The 15858-nt window shown below is 61.3% G+C and carries 21 protein-coding genes; 11 read left to right on the forward strand and 10 right to left on the reverse strand.

What is annotated here, in order from left to right; translation table 11 throughout:
- Positions 1-5: 5 nt before the first annotated feature.
- Together HMPREF9697_RS00880 and HMPREF9697_RS20770 are read right to left on the reverse strand one after the other, a co-directional pair.
- Positions 6-920 (reverse strand): ABC transporter permease subunit, encoded by a 915-nt coding sequence (locus HMPREF9697_RS00880; protein WP_002715254.1) that lies wholly within the window; start codon positions 918-920, stop codon positions 6-8.
- 213 nt (positions 921-1133) lie between these two features.
- Complete coding sequence (locus HMPREF9697_RS20770; RefSeq protein ID WP_157223238.1) at positions 1134-1364, reverse strand: hypothetical protein; 231 nt, start codon at positions 1362-1364, stop codon at positions 1134-1136.
- Between the two features lie 117 nt (positions 1365-1481).
- Here HMPREF9697_RS20770 and HMPREF9697_RS00885 point away from each other — a divergent pair, with 117 nt between their 5' ends.
- Complete coding sequence (locus tag HMPREF9697_RS00885; RefSeq protein ID WP_002715256.1) at positions 1482-2009, forward strand: hypothetical protein; 528 nt, start codon at positions 1482-1484, stop codon at positions 2007-2009.
- Here the strand turns inward: HMPREF9697_RS00885 and pcaD are convergent.
- On the reverse strand, positions 1996-2778 hold the full coding sequence (gene pcaD / locus HMPREF9697_RS00890; protein ID WP_002715257.1) for a 3-oxoadipate enol-lactonase: 783 nt from the start codon (positions 2776-2778) through the stop codon (positions 1996-1998). The genes HMPREF9697_RS00885 and pcaD overlap by 14 nt on opposite strands.
- Positions 2779-2931: 153 nt before the next feature.
- Here pcaD and HMPREF9697_RS00895 point away from each other — a divergent pair, with 153 nt between their 5' ends.
- From HMPREF9697_RS00895 to HMPREF9697_RS00910, 4 genes are all read left to right on the forward strand, one after another.
- Positions 2932-3270 carry an XdhC family protein gene (locus HMPREF9697_RS00895; RefSeq protein ID WP_002715258.1) on the forward strand — a complete coding sequence of 113 codons (339 nt, stop codon included), beginning with the start codon at positions 2932-2934 and terminating at the stop codon, positions 3268-3270.
- Positions 3267-3983 (forward strand): XdhC family protein, encoded by a 717-nt coding sequence (locus HMPREF9697_RS00900; protein ID WP_002715259.1) that lies wholly within the window; start codon positions 3267-3269, stop codon positions 3981-3983. The genes HMPREF9697_RS00895 and HMPREF9697_RS00900 overlap by 4 nt, the downstream gene beginning before the upstream one ends.
- A complete protein-coding gene (locus HMPREF9697_RS00905) occupies positions 3980-5587 on the forward strand; it encodes an NTP transferase domain-containing protein (RefSeq protein WP_002715260.1) in 1608 nt (535 codons plus the stop codon). Before HMPREF9697_RS00900 ends, HMPREF9697_RS00905 begins: the two co-directional genes overlap by 4 nt.
- 62 nt (positions 5588-5649) lie before the next feature.
- Positions 5650-6030, forward strand: a complete 381-nt coding sequence (locus HMPREF9697_RS00910) for a DUF4189 domain-containing protein (protein ID WP_002715261.1) — start codon at positions 5650-5652, stop codon at positions 6028-6030.
- 6 nt (positions 6031-6036) lie between these two features.
- Here the strand turns inward: HMPREF9697_RS00910 and bcsS are convergent, their stop codons facing one another.
- From bcsS to HMPREF9697_RS00925, 3 genes are all read right to left on the reverse strand, one after another.
- Positions 6037-6789, reverse strand: a complete 753-nt coding sequence (gene bcsS, locus HMPREF9697_RS00915; RefSeq protein WP_002715262.1) for a cellulose biosynthesis protein BcsS — start codon at positions 6787-6789, stop codon at positions 6037-6039.
- A 128-nt stretch (positions 6790-6917) separates the two neighbouring features.
- Positions 6918-7379, reverse strand: coding sequence for a DUF488 domain-containing protein (locus tag HMPREF9697_RS00920; protein WP_002715263.1), 462 nt, complete (start codon positions 7377-7379; stop codon positions 6918-6920).
- Positions 7380-7391: 12 nt separating this feature from the next.
- Positions 7392-8198: a DUF72 domain-containing protein gene (locus HMPREF9697_RS00925; protein ID WP_002715264.1), complete on the reverse strand. Its 807-nt coding sequence runs from the start codon at positions 8196-8198 to the stop codon at positions 7392-7394.
- A 313-nt stretch (positions 8199-8511) separates the two neighbouring features.
- On the opposite strand from HMPREF9697_RS00925, the gene HMPREF9697_RS00930 reads away from it, so the two are divergent.
- A complete protein-coding gene (locus tag HMPREF9697_RS00930) occupies positions 8512-9639 on the forward strand; it encodes a glycosyltransferase (protein ID WP_040307756.1) in 1128 nt (375 codons plus the stop codon).
- Here HMPREF9697_RS00930 and HMPREF9697_RS00935 read toward each other — a convergent pair.
- Entirely contained in the window at positions 9636-10091 is a 456-nt protein-coding gene (locus HMPREF9697_RS00935; RefSeq protein WP_002715266.1) for a carboxymuconolactone decarboxylase family protein, read from the reverse strand. The genes HMPREF9697_RS00930 and HMPREF9697_RS00935 overlap by 4 nt on opposite strands.
- A gap of 144 nt (positions 10092-10235) precedes the next feature.
- On the opposite strand from HMPREF9697_RS00935, the gene HMPREF9697_RS00940 reads away from it, so the two are divergent.
- Positions 10236-10559 carry a hypothetical protein gene (locus HMPREF9697_RS00940; RefSeq protein ID WP_002715267.1) on the forward strand — a complete coding sequence of 108 codons (324 nt, stop codon included), beginning with the start codon at positions 10236-10238 and terminating at the stop codon, positions 10557-10559.
- 73 nt (positions 10560-10632) lie between these two features.
- Here the strand turns inward: HMPREF9697_RS00940 and HMPREF9697_RS00945 are convergent, their stop codons facing one another.
- Together HMPREF9697_RS00945 and HMPREF9697_RS00950 are read right to left on the reverse strand one after the other, a co-directional pair.
- Positions 10633-10881, reverse strand: a complete 249-nt coding sequence (locus HMPREF9697_RS00945) for a hypothetical protein (protein WP_002715268.1) — start codon at positions 10879-10881, stop codon at positions 10633-10635.
- 155 nt (positions 10882-11036) lie between these two features.
- Entirely contained in the window at positions 11037-12107 is a 1071-nt protein-coding gene (locus HMPREF9697_RS00950) for an acyltransferase family protein (RefSeq protein WP_002715269.1), read from the reverse strand.
- A 182-nt stretch (positions 12108-12289) separates the two neighbouring features.
- Here HMPREF9697_RS00950 and HMPREF9697_RS00955 point away from each other — a divergent pair, with 182 nt between their 5' ends.
- From HMPREF9697_RS00955 to HMPREF9697_RS00965, 3 genes are all read left to right on the forward strand, one after another.
- Positions 12290-12712, forward strand: coding sequence for a hypothetical protein (locus HMPREF9697_RS00955; RefSeq protein WP_002715270.1), 423 nt, complete (start codon positions 12290-12292; stop codon positions 12710-12712).
- Positions 12713-12824: 112 nt separating this feature from the next.
- Positions 12825-13958 (forward strand): transporter substrate-binding domain-containing protein, encoded by a 1134-nt coding sequence (locus tag HMPREF9697_RS00960; protein ID WP_002715271.1) that lies wholly within the window; start codon positions 12825-12827, stop codon positions 13956-13958.
- A 93-nt stretch (positions 13959-14051) separates the two neighbouring features.
- Complete coding sequence (locus HMPREF9697_RS00965) at positions 14052-14615, forward strand: GNAT family N-acetyltransferase (RefSeq protein ID WP_002715272.1); 564 nt, start codon at positions 14052-14054, stop codon at positions 14613-14615.
- Between the two features lie 72 nt (positions 14616-14687).
- Here HMPREF9697_RS00965 and HMPREF9697_RS00970 read toward each other — a convergent pair whose 3' ends face one another.
- Positions 14688-15440 (reverse strand): SDR family NAD(P)-dependent oxidoreductase, encoded by a 753-nt coding sequence (locus HMPREF9697_RS00970; protein ID WP_002715273.1) that lies wholly within the window; start codon positions 15438-15440, stop codon positions 14688-14690.
- A gap of 83 nt (positions 15441-15523) precedes the next feature.
- Here HMPREF9697_RS00970 and HMPREF9697_RS00975 point away from each other — a divergent pair, with 83 nt between their 5' ends.
- Positions 15524-15841 (forward strand): ArsR/SmtB family transcription factor, encoded by a 318-nt coding sequence (locus HMPREF9697_RS00975; protein ID WP_002715274.1) that lies wholly within the window; start codon positions 15524-15526, stop codon positions 15839-15841.
- Positions 15842-15858 lie beyond the last annotated feature (17 nt).

Here is a 15858-nt window from a genome sequence, read left to right on the forward strand (position 1 = left end):
GATGCTCAGACTTTTTCGACTTCGGGACGGCCGAGCAGGCCGGTCGGCAGGAAGATGAGCACGACGATCAAAATCGAGAAGGCAGCGACGTCCTTATATTCGGATGAGAAATAGGCGGACCAGAGCGTTTCGATCAGTCCGATGGCAAGCCCGCCGAGCATGGCACCGGGCAGCGAGCCGATGCCCCCGAGAACGGCGGCGGTGAAGGCTTTGATGCCCGCGACGAAGCCCATGTAGAAATCGACGACGCCGTAATAGAGCAGGTACATCATGCCCGCGACGGCTGCGAGCGCCGCGCCGATCACGAAGGTCATCGAGATCGTGCGATCGACATCGACGCCGAGCAGCGCCGCCATGGTCTGGTCCTGCTCGCAGGCGCGCATGTCGCGGCCGAGCCGCGTGCGAGTCACCACCCACGAGAAGACCGCGAGCAGCACCACGGTGGTGAGGACGACGATGATCTGGATGTTGGACAGGCGCACGACGAAGCCGTCCTGCTCAAACAGCGTGTAGCCGCCGGTCACGATCGGCGGCACTGGCTTCACGCGGGCGCCCTGCGCGACCTGCGAGAAGTTCGACAGTACGAACGACATGCCGATCGCCGAGAGCATCGGGGCGAGGCGGAAGGAATGGCGCAGCGGCCGGTAGGCGATGCGCTCGACCGTCCAGCCGTAAAGCGCGGTGGTTGCCATCGCCACGAGAACCACGAGCAACAGCACGACGGGCACAGCGGTGATGCCGAGCGAGACCAGCACGAGGAAGGAAATCAGGGCGATGAAGCCGCCGATCATGAAGATGTCGCCATGGGCGAAATTGATCATGCCGACGATGCCGTAGACCATCGTGTAGCCGATCGCGATCAGCCCGTAGATCGAGCCGAGCACCAGTCCGTTGATGAGCTGCTGTGCGAAATAATCCATCGGCTGCCGCGGTTGGCGTTGTGGTTGGCGTCTCCGGCTCCGGCAGCCAAGACGTTGGATTGCGACAATTTTTATCAGCGGGAACCGGGTGCGGCAACTGTGGCAGGCGGCTGCGGCTTCGAACGATGGAGGAACCCGCCGGATCACGGGATGCTGAAAAAGAACCGGAGATTCTGCGGAACGTGGTTCAGGGGCAGCCGTTCTAAGGGGCGTTCAAACAGGAGACATGATCCAATGTCGAACCAGAACCAGCAGTCCCAGCAGAACCAGAAACCCGGTCAGCAGCAGCAGCAGCAGGGCGGTGGCCAGAAGGGTGGTCAGCAGCAACAGCAGCAGGGTAAGCCGGGCGGTCAGCAGGGCAGCCAAAAAGGCGGCCACTAGCCGTCTGTGGAAAACTCCGTTGAAAAACTTGAGGAAAACCCCGTTTTCGGCGGGGTTTTCCACTTGGTCTGGGCCATTGGCCTAGTCCGTTAACGTAAACAGACGGTTTAGATTGCCGCTCCTGGGCTCGCGTGGCACTGCGCGAGTGAAGCGCCTTTTTGGTGCGGAAGGAGCGAGACGATGAAGGAATGGCGGCTCGGCATTTTCAACGGTGCGCTGCTGGCCTGCTACTTCATCCCGAACTGGACGATTGCCGCCTTCAAGATCGTGATGTCGCCGGTTCGCGGGATGTACGAGCCCGCCAACATCGCGCCTGCGATGTTCGTGAGCGATCATCTGTCGTGGTCGGCGCTTGGGCTCGTCCGCTTCGCGTGGCTGTTCGCGTTGTCGAAATTTCTGGTCGCAGCCTTTTTCCTTGTCTTCCTGCTTCTGGTGATTCGCGAGGCTCTGTCGCGCAAACGCGGTGCGGAGGAGGCGCTGGCCTTTGCGTTGACGCTTGGCAGTCTCATCAGCTTCGGCAGCATGCTCGCGGCCACCTCGGTCGGCGAGGCTGCGGCGGTCCGGCTCCATGCGACCGAGCTTCTGATGCTGCTCGCGGCAGGCATTGTGCTGCTCGTCGAAAGCGGCGCGCATGAACATGCGAGCGCCGAGGTGCCGTATGTCGGCCGCCAGCCGTCGAGCGTGATTTCGTCGTCTAACGCTGTGTGAGAAAGCCTGTCACCGCTTCGTTGAAGCCATAGGGCGCTTCGACGTTTGACACGTGCGCGGCATCGAGGATCGTGAGGCTCGCGCCGGGAATGCCGGCGCGGATTGTGGCGGCCATCTGCAATGGCGATGAGGTGTCGTAGCGCCCAGCCATGACCAGCGTGCGTGCCTTGATACGCGGCAGCGCTTCCCGCAAATCGAGACCGATCAATGCGCCGCAGCTTGCAGCGTAACCGGCCACCGGATTGGAGGTTAGCATTGTCCGGATGCGGTTGACCGTCTGCGGCTCGCGTTCGCGAAATTCCTCGGTGAACCATCCTGCCATGACGCCATCGGCGATGGCATCGACACCCTTCTCCGTCACCGTCTTGATGCGGGCCTCCCACGGCGCCGGATCAGGAACGTGGCAGGTGGTGTTGGCCAGCACCAATTGATCGATCCGCTCCGGCGCATTTGCCGCGATCCATTGTCCCACCGCGCCGCCGATCGAGAGGCCGCACCAATGCGTGCGGGCGATGTTCAGATCGTCGAGGATCGCCAGCGCATCCCGGCCGAAATCTTCGATGCTGTAGGGGCCGGGCGGCGTGCCCGATTTGCCATGGCCGCGCCGGTCATAGCGGATGACCCGGAAGAACCGGGTCAGGGCGGCCATCTGCGGCTCCCAGATCTGCAGCGTGGTGCCGAGCGGATTGGACAGCATCAGCGTGGGGCCGCCGTCGCGGCCATCCACTGAAACATTGAGCATGCAGCCGTCGGCTTCGATCATCGGCATAATATGAATCCAGCCTTATTTCACAGGACGAAAGCCCAAAGACCCAATGGGCGTAGAGTGAGATGCCAAATCCGGCAAGGGGTGTGTATAATCGGGCCATCCGGGCCGGTCATTGCGGGATTTATACAGGAATATTCCAGAGCAGGACGGATCATGTTGGAGCGTGACGAGGATCTATTGCGGGCTGCGGAAAGTTGGGTCGGTGCCGGTCATGGCGCCGCGCTGGCGACGGTCGTGCAGACCTGGGGTTCGGCGCCGCGCCCGGCGGGTTCGAATCTCGTCATCAAGGATGACGGCGTGTTCCTCGGTTCGGTGTCGGGCGGCTGCGTCGAAGGCGCGGTGATTACCGAAGCGCTCGATGTGATAGAGAGTGGCACGCCGAAGCTGCTTGAATTCGGTGTCGCCGACGAGACGGCCTGGAAAGTCGGCCTGTCGTGCGGCGGGACCATCCGTGTGTTCGTCGAGAAGATCGAAGCGAAAGACCGATCGTGAAGCAGGACACCCTCGCTCAACTCAATGTCGAACGGCTGGCGCGCCGTCCTGTCGTCGTGATTACCAATATCGCGACAGGAGAGCAGCGCCTCGTCAAGGCCGCCGATATCGAGAAGGATCCGTTGCGCGCCGAACTCGACAAGCATTTGCGCATGGGCCGGAGCGAACTGATCCAGGTCGGCGACGACAATCTGTTCCTGAACATCTATGCGCCGACGGCGCGTCTTATCATCGTGGGCGCGGTTCACATCAGTCAGACTCTCGCGCCGCTGGCGCAGTCGCTTGGCTACGATGTCTGTATCGTCGATCCGCGCACCGCGTTTGCCTCGCCCGAGCGTTTCCCCGACGTGCGTGTGATTGCGGACTGGCCGGAGACGGTGCTGCCGCCGATGAATGTCGATCGGTACACGGCGGTGGCGGCTCTGACGCACGATCCCAAGATCGACGATTTCGCGCTGTTGCATGCGCTCGGAAGAGATTGCTTCTATATCGGCGCGCTCGGCTCGCGTAAAACCCATGGCAAGCGCCTCGACCGCCTGAAGGCGGCTGGGGAAAGCGACAATGCGCTGTCGCGCATCCGCTCGCCGATCGGAATGGATATCGGCGCGGTGTCTCCGCCTGAGATTGCAGTGTCGGTCATGGCGCAGATCACCGCAGCCTTGCGTCTGCCGACATCCAGTATCAACGCCCCACGTGTGAGTGTTCCAGCATGAAATTCGGACCCGTTTCGCCCAAGGAAGCCATCGGCGGTGTTGCCGTTCATGCGATCCGGCAGAGCTCTTTTACTCTGAAGAAGGGTACGCTGATTACGCCCGTCGAAGCAGAGGCGCTGGAGCAGGCGGGCATCAAGCAGATCGTGGTGGCGCGCCTCGAAGACGGAGACGTCTCGGAAGACGCTGCTGCCGCGGGCATCGCGCGGATGATCGCGGGCGAAGGTATTCAGGTCGAGAAGGCGTTTACCGGCCGCTGCAATCTGTTCGCCGCGCATCCCGGAATTCTCGTGATTGACCGCGATGCTGTCGATGAACTCAACCGTGTCGATGAATCGATCACCTTCGCCACGCTGCCGGCCTTCAAGGCTGTCGCAGAAGGCGAGATGATCGCGACCGTGAAACTCATTCCGTTTGGAATCGAGCAAGCCGTTTACGACAAGGCGGTGGACGCCGCGAAGCAGCGCCAGATCAAAATCATGCCGTTCTCCGTCAAGCGGGTCGGCGTGGTGTCGACGATGCTGCCGGGTCTCGCGCCCAAGGTGATCGACAAGACGGTGCAGGTGACAAAGGAGCGGCTCGCCCGCGCGGGAGCGTCGATCATCGCCGAGCGGCGCGTCCAGCATAGTGAACCTGCGCTCAAGGCTGCAGTCGAGGAATTGCTGGGTCTTGGCTCCGAGCTGGTCCTGATTTTCGGCGCGTCCGCCATCGCGGATAGGCGCGACATCATTCCGTCCGCGGTCGAGAAAGCCGGCGGCAAGGTCGAGCATTTCGGCATGCCGGTCGACCCGGGTAATCTCCTTCTGGTGGCGCGTATCGGCGACGTGCCGGTGCTCGGCGCGCCGGGATGCGCCCGTTCGCCGAAGGAGAACGGCTTCGACTGGGTGCTGATGCGGCTTCTCGCCAGCCTCAAGGTCACGCGCAAGGAAATCACCGCGATGGGCGTGGGAGGGTTGCTGATGGAAATCATTTCGCGGCCTCAGTCTCGCGAGCCGGAAAAGGAAGTCATCGAGACCGACGTTACCGCTATTATCCTCGCCGCTGGTCGCTCGACGCGCATGGGCGGGCCGAACAAGCTGCTCGCCAAGATCGGCGGCAAACCGTTGGTCCGCATCGCGGCCGAACAGGCGCTGGCCTCGCGGGCGGAATCCGTCGTCGTCGTGACCGGCCATCAGCACGAGCAGATCGAGGAAGCCTTGCAGGGTCTCGACGTGACGTTCGTGCATAATCCTGATTATGCCGAAGGGCTCGCGACCTCGCTCAAATCCGGCATCAATGCTGTGCCTGCTTCCAGCGGCGCGGCGATCGTTTGCCTGGGCGACATGCCGCTCGTCGGCAGCGGTCTGATCGACCGGCTGATCGAGGCTTATGCGCCGGAGCGCGACGGCCTGATCGCCATTCCGGTGGCGGACGGCCGCCGTGGCAATCCGGTGCTGTGGTCACGCAAGCTGTTCAAGGAATTGCTGGCGCTCGAAGGCGATATTGGCGCGCGCCATGTCGTTCAAAAATATGCCGAAATGGTCGTCGAAGTCCCGGCGACCGGCGTCAGCGCTTTCCTCGATGTCGATACCCCCGACGTGCTGGCGAAGCTGCTGGCGAAGCGGTGAAAGTTCATTCACCAAGTTGAAACCGGTTCCCGGTAATTTCGTCCCCGCTTGGGGGAAGCGATATGACTTGCACCTTGATCCGGCATCTTGCCGGATTGTTTTTTGCTGCGATCCTGATTTGCGGCCCAATCGCCGCGCCATCTCATGCAGCAGGCGCACTTGCTGTCGGCAAATGCGGGGCTTACGGACAGGCCTTCGATTACAAACATCAGAATGCGGCGATCGCGGCCGCCCGTAAGCAATGCGACGGTCAGTGCACTGTCGTGACAATGCGACGGGCCTGCGTGGCGCTTGCCATCGACATGAAAAATCCCTGTGGCGCCTTCGGCTATGCCGTGGAGCCGCGTATTTCGAGCGCGCTCAATGCGGCGAGCAAGAAGTGTTACGCCTACGGCGGCAAGGAATGCGTGATCCGTGCCTGGGCCTGTGACGCGCGCGGCTGATAGCGTCTAGCGCCGCGTCAGCAGGCTGAAGCGCCCGTACATCCCCGAGCGTCTGTCGTTATCGCGAACGTAGCCCGCGCCGAGGGCCCATTCGAAGCCGCCGAACTGCAGCGAAGTGACGTGTGCGCCCGCGCGATATTGCCGATAGGTGCGGTCGCCTGAGGTCTCGATTTCCGGCCCGAACCAGAAGCGTTCGAACACGCGCCATCCGGTGGCGGCACGGGCACCGTAATTGTTGCCGATGGTCGAGCCGGTCAGGGTCGCGGCCACCATCATGCGGGCGGGGAGAGGCTCCCACCATGTATCGATGTTGAAGCGCGCGCCCGCATGCGTCCCGTGCAGCTTGTTGGACGGATCGAACGGCAGCGTCCAGTGATGCTGGATGTCGAGGCCCGCGAACATCTTGATTTCGAGATCGCCGCGCTTGATGCGGTAGCCCGGCAGGATAGATGCGACCAGATCGGCGCCTTTGATATCCGTGCCAGAGGATCGATAGAGATAGTCGCCGCCAGCGAGCAGCGCCTTCAGAGTGAAGCCGTCTTTGTCCAGTCCACGGGGCGACCATACCGCGCCGCCATAAGCCGTGCCGCCTTTGTGCCAGAGATCTGCGCCGGTGAAATAAAGAAGGGTTGCGTCACGACTGCTTGGAGGTGGAGCAGCGAACCAGTCGTTCGCAGATAAAGAGTCGGCCATCGCCGGTTCTGCAAGAACCGAGGTTACGCCAATCCACGCAACGGTGAGACCGCGGACGCAACGCATGCCCTGACTCTCGGGCTATGTTGAAACCGATTACGTAAAAATACAGATAGGAGTAAATCGGCAGGTGCTGCCGTCGTCCAGAGGCGGCGTGAGAACGTCTGCGGAACGGATGAGAAAAATCTGATAATCTAGAGTTGCGGTGCAACCAGATTTTCCGTGGTGACGTGATCGCGCTTTTCGATGATCTCGGCGATGAAGTGACGGTGGCAGTTGGTATGATCGCGCTCGAAGCAGAGCAGGCACACTGGCCCCCCGGTTTTGACGAGACCGGCGAGTTCGTCCATTTCCTTTTTCGCCTGCAGCGTTTTCAGGTGCGCGGCGTAGATTTTCTTCATCGTCCCGACATCGCCCTTGCGCACGGCTTCGCGGCCTTCTTTCGGCGTTCCCAATCCGCGCAGATGAATGTAGCCGATGCCGCGGTCGTCGAGGCTCGCGGCCAACTGATTTTTCGAGAACCCTGCACGCCGTGAAGAGGCAATGGCCCGCACATCGACCAGCAGCTTGACGCCAGCCTGCTCCAACTCGTCGAGAACTGCGCGGGAGCTGACCTGCTCATAGCCGATGGTAAAAATCTTTTTCTTCCTTGCCATGATCCCGGCCTTCTATTTTTTGGTGATGCGAGCGATCAACTCCATTGCTCCGGCGGGAGCATGCACCTTTCCGCCGTGGATAATGTAAGCGAAGACGTCGCGTGGCTCTTTCTTCGCAGCCTTCTTGCCGATGCGCGGCAGGTCGTTCGGCCCGCCGCCGTCGGCCCAGGCTTGCAGCCGCTCCGCCCATTCTGCGAGTTGCTTTGGAGGATAGGCGGTCTTCACGCTGTCCTGTCCGGTCTGCAGTCGCGCGTAGACGAAATCGCCGGCAATGTCGCCGATCGCCGGGTAGATGGCGTGGTCGGCATAGACGACCGGGACTGAGAATTCTTTCAGAAGGGCGATGAAGGCCTCGTTCTGGAAGCTTTCATGGCGCACTTCGACCACATGACGCAGCCTGTGTCCGTCGATCTCGCGCGGTAGCAGTTCGAGAAACGCACCGAAGTCAGCCGCGTCGAATTGCTTGGTCGGCATGAATTGCCACAGCACCGGGCCGAGTTTGTCGCCGAGTTCGAGCACGCCGGAATCGTAGAACCGCTTGATGGAGTCGCCTGCTTCCGCGAGCACGCGGCGGTTGGTGGCGAAGCGTGGTCCTTTCAGCGAGAAAACGAAGCCTTCCGGTACTTCGGCGGCCCATTTGCGGAAGCTTGCCGGCTTCTGCGAGCCGTAATAGGTGCCGTTGATCTCAATCGAGGTCAGTTTCGAGGCCGCGTAGCCGAGTTCCTTCGATTGGGCGAGTTTTTCGGGGTAAAATACGCCCCGCCACGGCGCGAAGGTCCAGCCGCCGATCCCGATGTAAATTCTGCCTTTTTGCGCCATGTGGTTCCTTCAAACCCGCTAAGGGCCTCTTGAATATCCGGTTTTAATCCCCATCTCACACCTAACGGCGGTGTTGTTGCCCCTCCCGCACCATCGCCGAAACGGCCACGAAAGACTGGCGGATTCGATCCGCCCCGGGGCGAGCGCCGGATGTACGCGCAGCCTTGGTCATTCGTGGTCGTTACTATTTTCAACCCTAAATTTACTTTGCGCCACCGCCATTTGCGCGGGTTACCTTTCTGGCAATGTGTTGCTGCGAAGGTGCCTGCCATATGGCCCTGCCGCTGTGGCGAGGCCGACCCAATGACCCATCATGGATCGACCTGTTTCGCTAGCTCTTCGGGAGTCTCTTCACACGGATGCGCCGCAGTTGTGCATCGTGGTGCCGACCTTCAACGAGCGTGATAACGCGCCGCTGCTGTTCAGACGGATCGAGGCTGCGCTGGATGGTGTCGCGTTTGAGGTCGTCTTCGTCGACGATAACTCACCAGATCACACCTGGCAGGTCGTGCGCAATCTCGCGCAGGCGGATTCGCGGGTGCGTTGCATTCGTCGGATCGGCCGCCGCGGATTATCCGGGGCCTGCATCGAAGGTATCCTGTCGTCCTCCGCGCCGTTCGTCGCGGTGATGGACGCGGATCTCCAGCACGACGAGACATGCCTTTCCGCCATGCTTGCGCTGTTGCGGAACGGCAAGGCCGATCTTGCCATCGGCAGCCGATATGTCGGCGGCGGTAATGCCGACAGCTTTTCAGGCACCCGCGCGGGCGGCAGCAAATTCGCGACCGAAATCGCCAAGCGATTGTTGCGTGTCGAGGTCGCCGATCCGATGAGCGGCTTCTTCATGGTGCGGCGTGACCGCTTCGAGGAACTGGCGCCTTCGCTTTCGGAGCAGGGCTTCAAGATTTTGCTCGACCTGATCGCAACCGCGAAGGGAGGGCTGCGCACAGTCGAGGTGCCTTATACGTTCGGCACGCGGATGCATGGCGAGAGTAAGCTCGACTCGCTTGTGGTGATGGATTTTCTTGGCCTCGTGCTCGCGAAGCTGACGCGCGATCTCGTTTCGCTGCGTTTCCTGTTGTTCGCTTTTGTCGGTGGCATCGGTCTTCTGGTGCACCTCGCGACGCTTTACCTTGCACTCGCGCTAGGCGCGACCTTCGTGGTGGCACAGGCGACCGCGGCCTTCGTCGCCATGACCGGAAATTTCCTGCTCAACAACCGGCTGACCTATCGTGATCAGCGCCTGCGCGGTGCGCGTCTCGTTCAGGGTCTGATCGCATTCTACATCGTCTGCAGCGTCGGCCTTCTCGCGAATGTCGGCGTCGCATTCTCGGTCTACAATCAGGAGCCGATCTGGTGGCTCGCGGGCGTCGCCGGCGCTCTGATGGGCGTGGTGTGGAATTACGGAATCTCGAACCTGCTGGTCTGGCGCCGGCGCTAGTGGTCCGCGACCTTGGCGGGTGGCGCAAGCCGCTGGCCGATGCCGATCCGGTTCATCGCGTTCATCAGTGCGATCACGACAGTGATGTCGGCGATTTCCTTCTCGCTGAAATGAGGCTTGAGCTGATCGTAGTCGGCATCCGGCGCGCCGGTCTCGGCAACATGCGTGAGGCTCTCCGCCCAGTTCAAGGCCGCGCGTTCACGCTCTGAGAAGAACGGCGCCTCGCGCCAGGTGATGATGCTGTTGAATTTGCGCGCGTCATCGCCGGCCTTCATGGCGTCGCGCCAATGCAGATCGACGCAATAGGCGCAGCCGTTGATTTGCGAAATCCGCATGTAAAGCATGTCCACCAGCGCGCGATCGAGTCCGCTGGCGCCGATATACTGATAGAGCGGGCCGAACGCCTTCATCGCATCCGGAGCGACCTTCTTGATTTCCACGCGGTGAGACATCTTTTTTCCTCAATTCGCTTTTGATGCATCCTAGCATGACGCGGAACCTTCGCGCGGGGTAGGGCTTTCATGACGGCGGGCAGCGTGATTAGCTGACCTGATGCGGGGCAGGGCGCTCAACATCGTAAGCCTTGGGAGAACGCCATGGATTTCGGACTGGGATCTCGTCGTGTCGCCGGCTGGATGGCAGCCTCGATGCTGCTCTGCGCACCGTCATGGGCCTTCGCGCAAGGGACGTCGGACGAACGGCAGGCCTGCACGCCCGATGTTTTCCGATTGTGCGGGCGTTACATCCCCGATGCCGACCGTATCGCGAACTGTCTTCAGCAGGCGGGACCGCGGCTGAGCCCAGCCTGTTATGCGGTATTCTATCCATCGGGCACAAGGACGCGGAATGCGCGTGCGGCGAAGCGGTATTATGACCTGCCGCCGCGCCGGAGTAACGATGACGATGATGACGACGATTGAGCGCGGGTCTTCTGCATAAGCCTAAACGAAGAACGCCACGCGTGAAGCGTGGCGTTCTTTTTTATGGCTGCGATCAGTAGCAGACGCGCTGGGTGGTGACGACGCGACGCCCGTAAGGACCGCGGCGCACGATCTTGCGGACGGTGCAGCGCGGACCGCGACGGACGACGCGGCGCTCCACATAGGCCTTGGTTACGACCGGATGCGCAACATCGGTCAGGCCCGGCGCGGGCACCGCTGCCGGCGCGGCGGAGGCCGGAGCGGCGAGGGCTGCGAAACCGAGCGCAAGGGCAGCGGCAAATCCGAAAGCAATCTTCTTCATGGTTGAATCTCCCTGGTGGATGGAAAGAAGGATCGTGGGGCGACAGTCATCATCACCGTCTGCCATTGTTTCGGACACGCGATGACTGGTGGATGAACCGGGCGTGGCAAGATGACGAAGGCGTGCTTGATGGACAAAATTTCATGTTCGCGCTTTCAGCGCGTCGATGTGGCGAGCTGCATCGCGGCTTTCGTATGCGGTTTGCCGATGCGGCGGCACAGCGCGAGCAGGGGGCGCTCCAGCACGATGTTGAGTGCAAGCCCCGCCGCGATCACCAGTGTGCTTGCCAGCGCGACTAGCGAGAGCGGATGGATTTGCGGAAATATCGCCGCGACGCCCTGTGCTGCGAACACCACCAGCGGTGCCTGAATGAGATAGATGGAGAATGACGCGTCGCCGAGCCGCTCGCATGCGCGCTCTAGCGGCGATGCGTTGGTACGCAAACGGCTGATCCACGCCGCCGCCGCGACCAATGCGGCCGAGGGCAGGCCATAGACCAGCGCGCGGTTCGCCGGGTCCGTCACCAGCAGCACGGCTGTGGTGCAAGTGGCTGCGAGCAGCATCGCGCGCGTATGTTTCTCCCCACTTATCCCACGGACGAACAGCATGCCGACAAGCACGCCGAAGATGAATTCCAGAATCAGCGGATCGGTAAAGAACGTGTAATGGCCGAGCGTGCTCGCCACACCGGGAATCTGCCCGATCATCACGAGGCTGCAGAATGCGACCACGACGGTGCGCCAGACATTCTGCGTCAGCGCCATCAGCAGCGCGAGCGTGAGATAGAAATACATCTCGTATTCGAGCGACCAGCCGACGAACACCACCGGCATCTCGCCGTCGGTGAAGGAGGCGAAAGCGAGAGATTTGAGTACATGGTTCGGCGTGTACCAGCCCGGCGTATCGAAGATAGCGGGAAGAGTCGCTGCAAGCGCCGTCATTGCGAGGATCGCAACGAAATATAACGGTATGATGCGCTCGACGCGGCGGCGCAGGAAGGTTGATGGTGTGAGTGGTTTGCCGCGCGCGGCGGCGGCCTGCGTTGCGTAATAGATAATGAAGCCGGAGATGACGAAGAACAGATCGACCCCGTGGCCGAAATGCCAGAGGCCGAGTGTGGGCGTGTCGGCAGGTACGTTGATATGGTCCGGCGCGATGCCCCAGACATGAAACGCCACCACAGCAGCGGCGGCGAGAAATCTCAGAATCTGGATGTGAACGAGCATGCGCCTCCTAGCGCCCGGAGGGGCACGCAGGGTGAAACCAACGAGGGTGCGCATCGTTCCACGCAAAATTTGTCTGTGATGCTGGAATCAAGGCGATCTGGAAATTCATACCGTCGCCTTCTGCATTGGAGTCTTTTGTTTGCCGGTCTATGTTGGCGTGAAGGGCGCGCGGGTATCCGAAAATGCGTAAAATTGTTGCATTCAACGTCCTGCTGATTGGGATGGCTTTTGCCCCGTTTTCCGCAATGGCGGCCGAACAATGCCCCGTCACCGATGCCGCCATCACTAAAGCGGGCGGCTATATGCTTGCCGTCGAGGCCGCCGTAAGCGCTGCTCCGGATTGCGAGCGTGCGTATAAGACGCTTGAGATTTGCCAACTTGGGTCGTCCGGCGACAATGCGCTCTCTGAGATCGTGCGCGCGAAATGCGAGCCGTTGTTCTTGGGAAAAGCCAGAGCCGGCATGAAGGCTGCCTACAGGAAAAAGCTCGCCGGCTGCGAGAATATCGCGAAGAAGAACGAAGGCACGATGTACCTCGGCCTTGCTGCCGTCTGTCAGGCGAGAGCGGCGCGCGACTTCGCCCGCAAGCAGGCCAAAGCGCGCTAGCGGCCTTTTTCATAAGGGTCGAAGTTGCCTTGTTGGGGCGCGCAGCCGCATTGGCACAAACGCCGGGTTCCCGTAACATGGCCGAATCCACTTCGGCGACAAAGGTTACAAATTGAACATTTCACGGCTGAGCTGCGTTTTCCGGCATTGGTCGGCTCTGGTGCTGTGGCTCGCACTGCTTCCCGCCGTAATCGGCGTGCTGTCGCCGAGGCCGGGCTTCGGCCAGACCCACTCCGTTATTCCCGATCACGAGCTTGTCGTCGGCACCAAGGTCGCGCCACCCTTCGCGATGAAGGACGAGAGCGGACATTGGAGAGGCGTCAGCATCGAGCTGTGGCAACATCTCGCCGACCGGATGAAATGGAATTACCGCTTTGTCGAGGCGGATACGGTGCCGACCCTTCTGGAAGGTGTGCGAACCGGCAAATTTGATGTCGGAATTTCCGCGATCAGCGTGACGGCAGAGCGCGAGCAGACACTCGATTTCACGGCGTCCTATTTTTACGCGGGCACCGGCGTCGCCGTGCAGTCGGATCGGATCACGAACTGGATCCCGGTCATCAAATCGATCGCGTCATGGAGCTTTCTGCAGGCGGCGCTGACCTTGCTTGGCCTCGCAGTGAGTGCAGGCGCGCTGATCTGGCTGTTCGAGCGCAAGGCCAATGACGGATTCAGCGGCAGCGTGGTGCGCGGGCTGTCGTCCGGCGTATGGTGGTCCACGCATACGATGACCCAGCGCGCAGCCGGCGGCATCATGCCCATGACGTTGCCAGGGCGCATCATCGCGATGATCTGGATGGTGACGTCCGTCATCGCGATCGCGGTGTTCACCGCGGGCATTACCTCGACGCTGACGACGAAGCGGCTGCATGGCATGGTCAATTCCGTGGCGGACCTGTCGTCCATTCGGGTCGGCGTCCCGGCGGGCACGTCGTCGGAAGATGGCCTGTCGCGTCTTCGCATTGTGCACTCGGTTCTGCCTTCGCCGGAGGAGGGACTGAAGGCGCTGCGGAGCGGGAAGATCGATGCGTTCGTCTATGATCGCCCGTTGCTTGCGTGGACGATCCGCCAGCGGAATCTGTCGTCGGTCGACCTGACGGACCTGATGCTGGAGCCGCAGCGCTACGCGATCGCGCTGCCGCCCAACAGTCGGTTGCGCAAGCCGCTCAACGTCGCGATGCTTCAAGTCACCGAATCCGACTGGTGGCGCGACACGCTGTTTCGTTATCTCGGCGAGACGCGGTAGCTGCGTGAACGTGTTCCGACGGACAATGATGTGATGAGCCACGCGGGCACGTCGCGTGGTACGATCTGCAGCCGTGACGCAAGGACGAACACTATGCCTCAGCCCGACTTTCAGCCCACTTTGACTGGCGAAACCGTAGTCATCAGGCCGATACGCCCCGACGACTGGCAGGAGCTTTTTGCTGCGGCAGCGGACCCCGAAATCTGGAAGCTTCATCCCGCCCGCATGCGTTATACCGAGCCTGTGTTCAGGGAATTTTTCGACAATGCCATCACCTCGAAGATGGCGTTCGTATTTGTCGAACGCGTGAGCGGCCGGCTGATCGGCTCGAGTCGCTATTTCGGCTATGATGCGCAACAGAGCGAAGTTGAGATCGGCTGGACTTTCATCATTCGCGATCACTGGGGCGGGCAGACCAACCGCGAGGTGAAGCGGCTGATGCTCGACCATGCCTTCACGTTCGTCGACACGGTGATCTTCTGGGTGGGCGAGGCCAATTGGCGTTCGCAGCGCGCGGTCGAGAAGATCGGCGGCGTGAAGCGGGATGGCACCTTCCTGCGCGATGCGACCGGCCCGACGCCGCATGTTGTGTTCGAACTGACCCGGCAACGGTATGAGGAGAGCGGCAGATTGGCGTCAGGGGATGCCGTCGGGTGACAAATTGAACGCTTCATTCAGGTTATAAAATAAGCCCCGGCGGCGATGCCGGGGCTTTCGTTTGCAATGGTGTTATCGCGGGCCACCGGTGACGTGCAGCGTTTCGCCGGTGATGTAGGACGCGCCTTCAGAGGCGAAGAAGGCGACAGTGTTCGCGATCTCCTCGACCTTGCCGACGCGGCCGAGCGGGGTGATCGACTCGACCCACTGGCGCATGTCGCCTTCATCCAGCCCTGCGGCCTTCACACCTTCGGTGATGATCATGCCGGGGTTGACCGAATTGACGCGGATCTTGCGTGGCGCAAGCTCCTTCGCCAGCACGGCGGTGATCGCATCGACCGAAGCCTTGGTCGCGGTGTAGACCGCCGAACCCGGAGGCGTCAGCGTCGAGACGCCGGACGAGATGTTGACGATGCTGCCGCCGTTCGCATTGAAATGCGCGGCCGCTTCCTGCGACACCAGCAAGAGTCCCAGCACGTTCAGGTCGAACTGCTTGTGGAAGTGCTCGGGCGTGATGCCTTCGAGCGGCGCCATTTCATAGATGCCGGCATTGTTGACGAGAACGTCGATCGGCCCGAGCGCCTTCACGGTCTCCGCCACCACCGCTTTCGCGGCCTTCGGGTCGGAGAGGTTGCCGTGAACGGCGATTGCCTTGCCGCCTTTGGACGTGATCTTCGCCACCACATCGTCCGCACCTTTTTTGCTCGACGAATAGTTCACGGCAACGGATGCGCCTTGCTCCGCGAGCTTCAGTGCGATCTCGGCGCCGATGCCCTTGGATGCTCCGGTGACCAGTGCCACCTTGTTTTGCAGTGTCTTGCTCATGGGAATTACCCTTGGTTGATGTTCCAATAGTTCGGAAATATTGAACTATTGAACCAATTCAAGAGGGCGCCTATATTTTTTTCATGGCACGGTTCGTTCACCCCTCGAAAGACGACATCACGCTCGAAGGCGTGCTCGCGGCGCTGGCTGATCCGATGCGGCTGCGCATTGTCAAGTCATTGCTAGAAAAGAAGAATTGCAGCCTGTCGTGCTCGGCCGCGGCGCCTTGCCCGGAGATGGCGAAATCGACCCTGTCCCATCACTTCCGCGTGCTGCGCGAGGCCGGGCTGATCCACACCACCAAGCAGGGGGTGGAAAACCTCAACTGCGTGCGCGAGGCGGACCTCAACGCGCGGTTTCCGGGGCTGTTGAAAGGGATCCTGAAGCACGCGGAGGGGTAGGGCGTTGTCACGCGCCG

The sequence above is a fragment of the Afipia felis ATCC 53690 genome, assembly GCF_000314735.2.
GTDB classification, from domain to species: domain Bacteria; phylum Pseudomonadota; class Alphaproteobacteria; order Rhizobiales; family Xanthobacteraceae; genus Afipia; species Afipia felis.